We start from the raw sequence: 964 nt of genomic DNA, 5'->3' as shown, positions 1-964 counted from the left end.
AGGTACGCAGTCACATAACTAGTATGCTCCTACTGCTTGTACGTATACGGTTTCAGGTTCTATTTCACTCCCCTCACAGGGGTTCTTTTCGCCTTTCCCTCACGGTACTGGTTCACTATCGGTCAGTTGGGAGTATTTAGCCTTAGATGATGGTCCACCTATATTCAGTCAAAGTTTCACGTGCTCCGACCTACTCGATTTCACTGCTTATAAATTTTTGTGTACGGGACTATCACCCTGTATCGTGGCACTTTCCAGAGCCTTCCACTAATTACAAAACAGCTTAAGGGCTGTTCCGATTTCGCTCGCCGCTACTTTCGGAATCTCGGTTGATTTCTTTTCCTACGGGTACTTAGATGTTTCAGTTCTCCGCGTTCGCCTCATATGGCTATGTATTCACCATATGATACCTGTAAACAGGTGGGTTTCCCCATTCGGAAATCCTAGTCTCAAGCGCCTCTTACTGGCTCAACTAGGCTTATCGCAAGTTAGTACGTCCTTCATCGCCTCCAACTGCCAAGGCATCCACCGTATACGCTTAGTCACTTAACCATACAACCCAAAATGGTTTATTAATTTGAGGTGTATGTGTCAAAGACAGTTTAAACTTCGCCAGAAGTTAATATTGAATACTAAAGTAGATGCTAATTAATCATTGATTAATTGGCATTGTTTTACTTTTGAAAACTCTTTATAGATACGAATATCTATAAGAATTTATTTATCAGCTTTTCCAAATTTTTAAAGAGCAATATTAATTAGTCTATCCCTTAGGATAAAACTAACTAACAATCATCTGTGTGGACACTACGAACAAATAAGTTCTAAATCGTATAAGGAGGTGATCCAGCCCCAGGTTCCCCTAGGGCTACCTTGTTACGACTTCACCCCAGTCATGAATCACTCCGTGGTAAGCGCCCTCCCTAAGGTTAAGCTACCTACTTCTGGAGCAACCCACTCCCAT

2 rRNA genes are annotated in these 964 nt (G+C 42.0%); both read right to left on the bottom strand.

The features are described from left to right. Positions 1-552: ribosomal RNA gene (locus tag BGP78_RS22365) — 23S ribosomal RNA — on the bottom strand; the annotation flags it as partial. Between the two features lie 282 nt (positions 553-834). Continuing rightward, positions 835-964, bottom strand: a 16S ribosomal RNA gene (locus BGP78_RS22360); the annotation flags it as partial.

This window comes from Pseudoalteromonas sp. MSK9-3 (assembly GCF_003590335.1).
GTDB lineage: Bacteria > Pseudomonadota > Gammaproteobacteria > Enterobacterales > Alteromonadaceae > Pseudoalteromonas.
Note: the sequence above shows the minus strand (reverse complement) of the source record. Positions and strands in the feature narration are given on the sequence as shown.